Below are 4,972 nucleotides of genomic sequence, written 5' to 3' on the forward strand. Positions count from 1 at the left end.
TGTCTTGCTGTTCTCTTAATTGCTGGTTGAATCCAAATTAGTCCAAACTCCAGCTAAAGATCAGGCGTTGTTAAATCGAAGTTTGAAAGCAGATAATTGATCAGCAGAGCTATACCAGTAAATTTACAATGAGTAACATTGCGGATGAGTTACAAAAATTGCATTCTTTACTAAAGATTGGGGCAATTACAGCTAAAGAATATGAACAGGTGAAAGCAAAAATTTTGTCGCAACAGCAGCCTACTGAAAGTCTTTCACAAGAGCGACTTCTTCATTTGGAATTGCAGAATGAGCTACTGCAAATTAACCAAGACTGGCAAACTGAACGCGAGAAATATTTGCTATATACCAACGATGGAATACCTTACTACGAACCAACGACAGCATATGTTGGTGTGATGTATATCTTGGGCTTTTTTGCTGTATGTCTAGGTTTGTGGGTTTTTCCGTCTTTCCAGATAGGAGGATTTTTCATGATTTGTTTAGCAATTTTGACACCGTTATATACTCATGGAAAATATATGCAATATGAGGAAGCCAAAACGGCTTATATGCTGCGTCGTTCGGAAATCCGGGATAAATACGAACGCAAACTTAAGTAACTACAAGGCTAACTCAGTAATGTAAAATTTTGGAGATAGTAAGCGATTAATAGAGTCTAAATAGAATAGGACAGGAGTAGGAGCGAAATTAGTTTTAGCAGTCGTCATCCTGATTCAGTTCTTGGCTATCTGGGAATACTAAGTTTAGCTAACCTAATTTTGGGAAAATTTTGTGAGGCTATAACCCATGCCAGAAATTAATTTTGGTGATTTTTTAGCTCATCCTTTAGTCAGATATCGTAATCATTTAGAATTCAATGGATATCACGTTCAAGAAGATAATGAATTACTTTTATGTCGTCACTCCAGAAAACAAAATTTAATTGTTAAATATATTCAAAATAGAGGAGTATTAATTAGAGTACTTTACTCTTGTCAGATAAATATAAATAGAACTTATTTATTAGAATATATCAATGAATTAAATTCAGAATTTATGTTTATGAAGGCATATATTCAAAATTTGGAGAATGACTTGATAATAGAAACTTTTTGTGAAGGTGAATATGATAGAACAATCTTCTCTATTCTTTTAGATAATATTGAATATGACATGAAAATTTTTAGCAGCCACAAGCTAACACCCGAGTATTTGCAATAAGAACAAATTAGCTTTGACAGTGTAGTAGCGCGTCTATTCTAAATTAGTGCCTAAAATATAGAAACAATATTCGTTTATTTTTCTGTATTATCTCACCCTCTGTGGTTTATTATTGCACTATTTAAAGATAGACGCGCTAAAGCTATTTGTGAAGCGATCGCTTCGCTATAATCACAACAAAAATGCGTAGAATCGCATTGCTTGACAATCTTTAACCTAACTTCACAAGCTAAACTTTCATGCCCAAGTCAGTGCAACGAGAGAATGAAAATTTCTTCTGCATTTTCTATTGCTTGTACTCAAACCAAGTGTTTATGTAATAAATTACACATTTAACTCAGAAAAATCTCTTAGATACACTCAACACTTAATCTTATTGGCACTTTCCATATAATACTCTATCCAGTACACAGTGTAATTACGAATTATGTTGACGGTGATATCTAAAATTAGGTCTATCACCAGAGAGTTTTCAGGCATCATATTACCTTTATCTAAACTAACAAAATGAGCATGTTGTTCAGGTATTCTCAGCGGGATAGCCTTCTATTTTTCATGACAACTTTTCAGTTAGTGCTAAATATTTGGTTGGCAATAACTTGGAAATCACATACTTTTTTAGATTATTTACTTTTTTATCCACTCTGTCTTTTTCTCTTTTGGTACAACGCTCTAGTTGCTACCCATAATTTTGTTCATACTCCTTGGTTTAAATCTAAACTTTTAAATAACATCTATGCAATAGTAAACTCAGCGAACCTTGGTTCTCCTGTCACTCATTATCGTCATATTCATTTCAATCATCATCGATATGGCAATGACAGACAAGATGCCTATGGTCAAACTAAAGATCATTCTTCTACCTTTGCCTATGGAAAAAATGATCAAAGTGAGAACGCGATCGCCTATTGCGCTTTAGCAATTTTTCGCGATGATTTAGCCCAGTCATTTCGTCAGGCAAAAATGCAAAAAGAAAGTATTCAATTGTACTTTGAGCTTAGTGCTTGTCTTTTAGCAATCATCGGCTACTTGCTAATCTCATGGCAATTCTTTTTATTCTTTGTGATTCCCATATTCTATTTTGGTTGGTTTCTAACATATCTAGCTAATTATTATGAACACTTTGGCGCTATACCTGAAAATTCCTACGCCAACTCAACTAGCCATTATGGTCGCATCTACAATCTACTTTTTTGCAACGAAGGTTATCACCAAGAGCATCATTTACGTCCCAATATTCATTGGAGTGAGAGACCGAAAATTTATCAAAGTCTACGTAATGAACTAGATAATGTTGAGCGAGTGATATTAAAGTTTCCACCTCCTCTTGGCTTCATAAATCGCATAAAAACGATTGAAACTCCGGTTAATTCAACTGTACAGTAACAAAAAATAAAAATTCTTTTTTCTCAATCAAAATTCATTGTTTATAACTATCTTTCAACTAAACTTCCATGAACAATAGCACATAACAAAAGTATAAAAATCCCTCTTCTGTGGTCTCCAATCTCTAACCCATTTTTCAAGCTAGTTATCTAAAATTTATGGCGTGGATACACATTCTGATCGCAGGTCTTTTGGAAACAACGTGGGCAGTCACATTAAAGTTGAGCAACGGATTTACTAACTTCCTGCCAACCGCAGCAACTACTGCCGTCACAATTTTGAGTTTTTTCTTTTTGTCACAAGCACTCAAAACAATTCCAGTTGGAACTACTTATGCGGTACTGGCTGGTATTGGAGCTATCGGTACTGTGATAGCAGATATTGTTTTGTTTGGTGAGAGCTACGGACTAGTTCGTTATCTTTGCGTTGCTTTGATTGTTATTGGTGTTATTGGTTTAAGGTTAATTTAACAATGCTTTTAGTAAAAACACAGATTCAACCCAGCAAAGTTCATGGAATTGGTCTTTTTGCCGATCAATTCATTCCCAAGGGAACAGTGACATGGCAATATCATCCCGATTTTGACTCCTCTTATTCTGAGAGTGACGTATTGAGAATGCCTAATCCGGCTAGGGAAATATTTTTTAAATATGCTTATTACGATAAAGAGCTAGGGTTGTATATCCTCTGCTCTGATGACCAACGGTTTATTAATCATGAGCCAGATTTTCCAAATATTATCTCTACTCCACGACAAGATGTGACTGCACGCGACATCATGCCAGGAGAAGAATTATTATGTGATTACAACTGTTATGACGATACATATTTTGTTCGAGTTGGAATGCCACATCTATCTAAAACAACACTAAGCTTGAACAAAGCAACGCTGCAAACTGCCGTTGATTATGAAAAATCACTGATTTCTGCATGAAGAATTTATGTCTTATTACCTTGACTCATGTCTTGAAGAGATGTAGTATTACGATCTGATAGAAGGGGAGTAGCTACTGGCAAAAAGCTTTAAAAGCCAGTACATCTAAATCAACATACTGGCGATGAGCCTGGTTTAGATGACAAGTAATAAGTATTTGGCAGCGAGACCTTCACTAAGTTCACGTAAAAAATGTGAGCTTGGTGAAGTCTTTTGGCTCTCATCAAGCTCGTAAAGGTAAGATTAATCAGGAGCTTGAGAGAGTGTTAACAGCTTTTACCGCAGGTTTATTATTAATCACAGTTTCAGAGTTAGGGGATAAAACATTTTTTATCGCTGTGATTTTATCTATGCATCATTCACGGCGGTTAGTATTTCTAGGTGTCACAGCTGCTTTAGCAGCGATGACTATTCTCTCGGTGCTGTTGGGACAAACGGTATCTTTGTTGCCAAAAGTTTATATTCATTATGCTGAAATAGCTTTGTTTATTGCCTTTGGTATTAAGCTCTTGTATGAAGCTAGTAAGATGTCTGCTGCTACTTGTAACACAGAAGTTGTAGAAGAGGCTGAAGCTGCGGTGAAAAAAGCAGATTTACAGCTACCAAAGCGAAAAACTGCTTGGGCAATTTTAATAGAAGCGTTTGTATTAACATTTATGGCCGAGTGGGGCGATCGCACGCAAATCGCTACTATTGCTCTAGCAGCCAGTAACAATGCCGTAGGAGTTACAATCGGGGCAATTTTAGGACATGCCATTTGTGCTGCGATCGCTGTTATTGGTGGAAGAATGATTGCTGGGCGAATCTCTGAGCGCCAACTTACTTTAATTGGTGGATGTCTGTTCTTAGTTTTTGGTGTTGTTGCTGCCATGGAAGGAGCATAGGAAAAGTAAACAAGTAGGGGCGGGTTTACAGATATGCTCAATTATTAACGAGGATCTTGCTAAATTTTCCCCTACATTATCTTTCTTGCATTATGTGACGTACCCGACTCTGATGCTTACGCATACAGCGCGGGCTTCTCAGAGACTCTTCGCACGAAGACATTATCTGAGCTTTAAGGGCGTGCGTCCCACGCGCCTTTATGTTGATAGTTTGGTTAGCGTTATTAGAGTTTACAACTATTGCTTTCAAACCAGTATTTTCGACTTTGTTTAAAAGTAGCAGCGGTGAATATAATATCACAAAAATGGCAATTCCGACGCTCGATGACTCGCTACCGCTTCGCTATCATCGACCCGCAACTAATTCAATCCGTAGGATTGAATTAGTTGCGGGTCAATTCGTCATTGCCCAAAAATTCATCCTGACGCTCAACGAAGCCTTAGAGCGCGGTGCTTCTTTTTGGTTAAGCTAAACCAACTAAAAAGCGCCCCCGTTCGTGGGAGGCGCTTTTTATTGAGTTCAAGTTGAGAATTAACCGTTGATAGCAGGAGCGCTAATTGCAAC

7 protein-coding genes are annotated in these 4,972 nt (G+C 36.9%); all 7 read left to right on the forward strand.

Annotated elements, in window-relative coordinates:
* Positions 1-128: 128 nt before the first annotated feature.
* Positions 129-602: an SHOCT domain-containing protein gene (locus tag AC5JMF_RS29240; protein WP_495799207.1), complete on the forward strand. Its 474-nt coding sequence runs from the start codon at positions 129-131 to the stop codon at positions 600-602.
* Positions 603-789: 187 nt separating this feature from the next.
* On the forward strand, positions 790-1,203 hold the full coding sequence (locus AC5JMF_RS29245) for a DNA mismatch repair protein (RefSeq protein ID WP_495799208.1): 414 nt from the start codon (positions 790-792) through the stop codon (positions 1,201-1,203).
* Positions 1,204-1,758: 555 nt separating this feature from the next.
* Positions 1,759-2,589 (forward strand): fatty acid desaturase family protein, encoded by an 831-nt coding sequence (locus AC5JMF_RS29250; protein WP_495799209.1) that lies wholly within the window; start codon positions 1,759-1,761, stop codon positions 2,587-2,589.
* Between the two features lie 158 nt (positions 2,590-2,747).
* Entirely contained in the window at positions 2,748-3,059 is a 312-nt protein-coding gene (locus AC5JMF_RS29255) for a DMT family transporter (RefSeq protein ID WP_495799210.1), read from the forward strand.
* A gap of 2 nt (positions 3,060-3,061) precedes the next feature.
* Positions 3,062-3,523: an SET domain-containing protein gene (locus AC5JMF_RS29260; RefSeq protein ID WP_495799211.1), complete on the forward strand. Its 462-nt coding sequence runs from the start codon at positions 3,062-3,064 to the stop codon at positions 3,521-3,523.
* A gap of 263 nt (positions 3,524-3,786) precedes the next feature.
* Positions 3,787-4,407, forward strand: a complete 621-nt coding sequence (locus AC5JMF_RS29265) for a TMEM165/GDT1 family protein (RefSeq protein ID WP_495799213.1) — start codon at positions 3,787-3,789, stop codon at positions 4,405-4,407.
* A 200-nt stretch (positions 4,408-4,607) separates the two neighbouring features.
* On the forward strand, positions 4,608-4,880 hold the full coding sequence (locus tag AC5JMF_RS29270) for a hypothetical protein (RefSeq protein ID WP_495799212.1): 273 nt from the start codon (positions 4,608-4,610) through the stop codon (positions 4,878-4,880).
* Positions 4,881-4,972 lie beyond the last annotated feature (92 nt).

It is taken from the genome of Desmonostoc vinosum (genome assembly GCF_059505385.1).

Excerpts from the sequence above, each read along its gene's own strand:
- AC5JMF_RS29240 (WP_495799207.1), top strand. The coding sequence starts at position 129 with ATGAGTAACATTGCGGATGAGTTACAAAAATTGCATTCTTTACTAAAG.
- AC5JMF_RS29245 (WP_495799208.1), top strand. The coding sequence starts at position 790 with ATGCCAGAAATTAATTTTGGTGATTTTTTAGCTCATCCTTTAGTCAGA.
- AC5JMF_RS29250 (WP_495799209.1), top strand. The coding sequence starts at position 1,759 with ATGACAACTTTTCAGTTAGTGCTAAATATTTGGTTGGCAATAACTTGG.
- AC5JMF_RS29255 (WP_495799210.1), top strand. The coding sequence starts at position 2,748 with ATGGCGTGGATACACATTCTGATCGCAGGTCTTTTGGAAACAACGTGG.
- AC5JMF_RS29260 (WP_495799211.1), top strand. The coding sequence starts at position 3,062 with ATGCTTTTAGTAAAAACACAGATTCAACCCAGCAAAGTTCATGGAATT.
- AC5JMF_RS29270 (WP_495799212.1), top strand. The coding sequence starts at position 4,608 with ATGTTGATAGTTTGGTTAGCGTTATTAGAGTTTACAACTATTGCTTTC.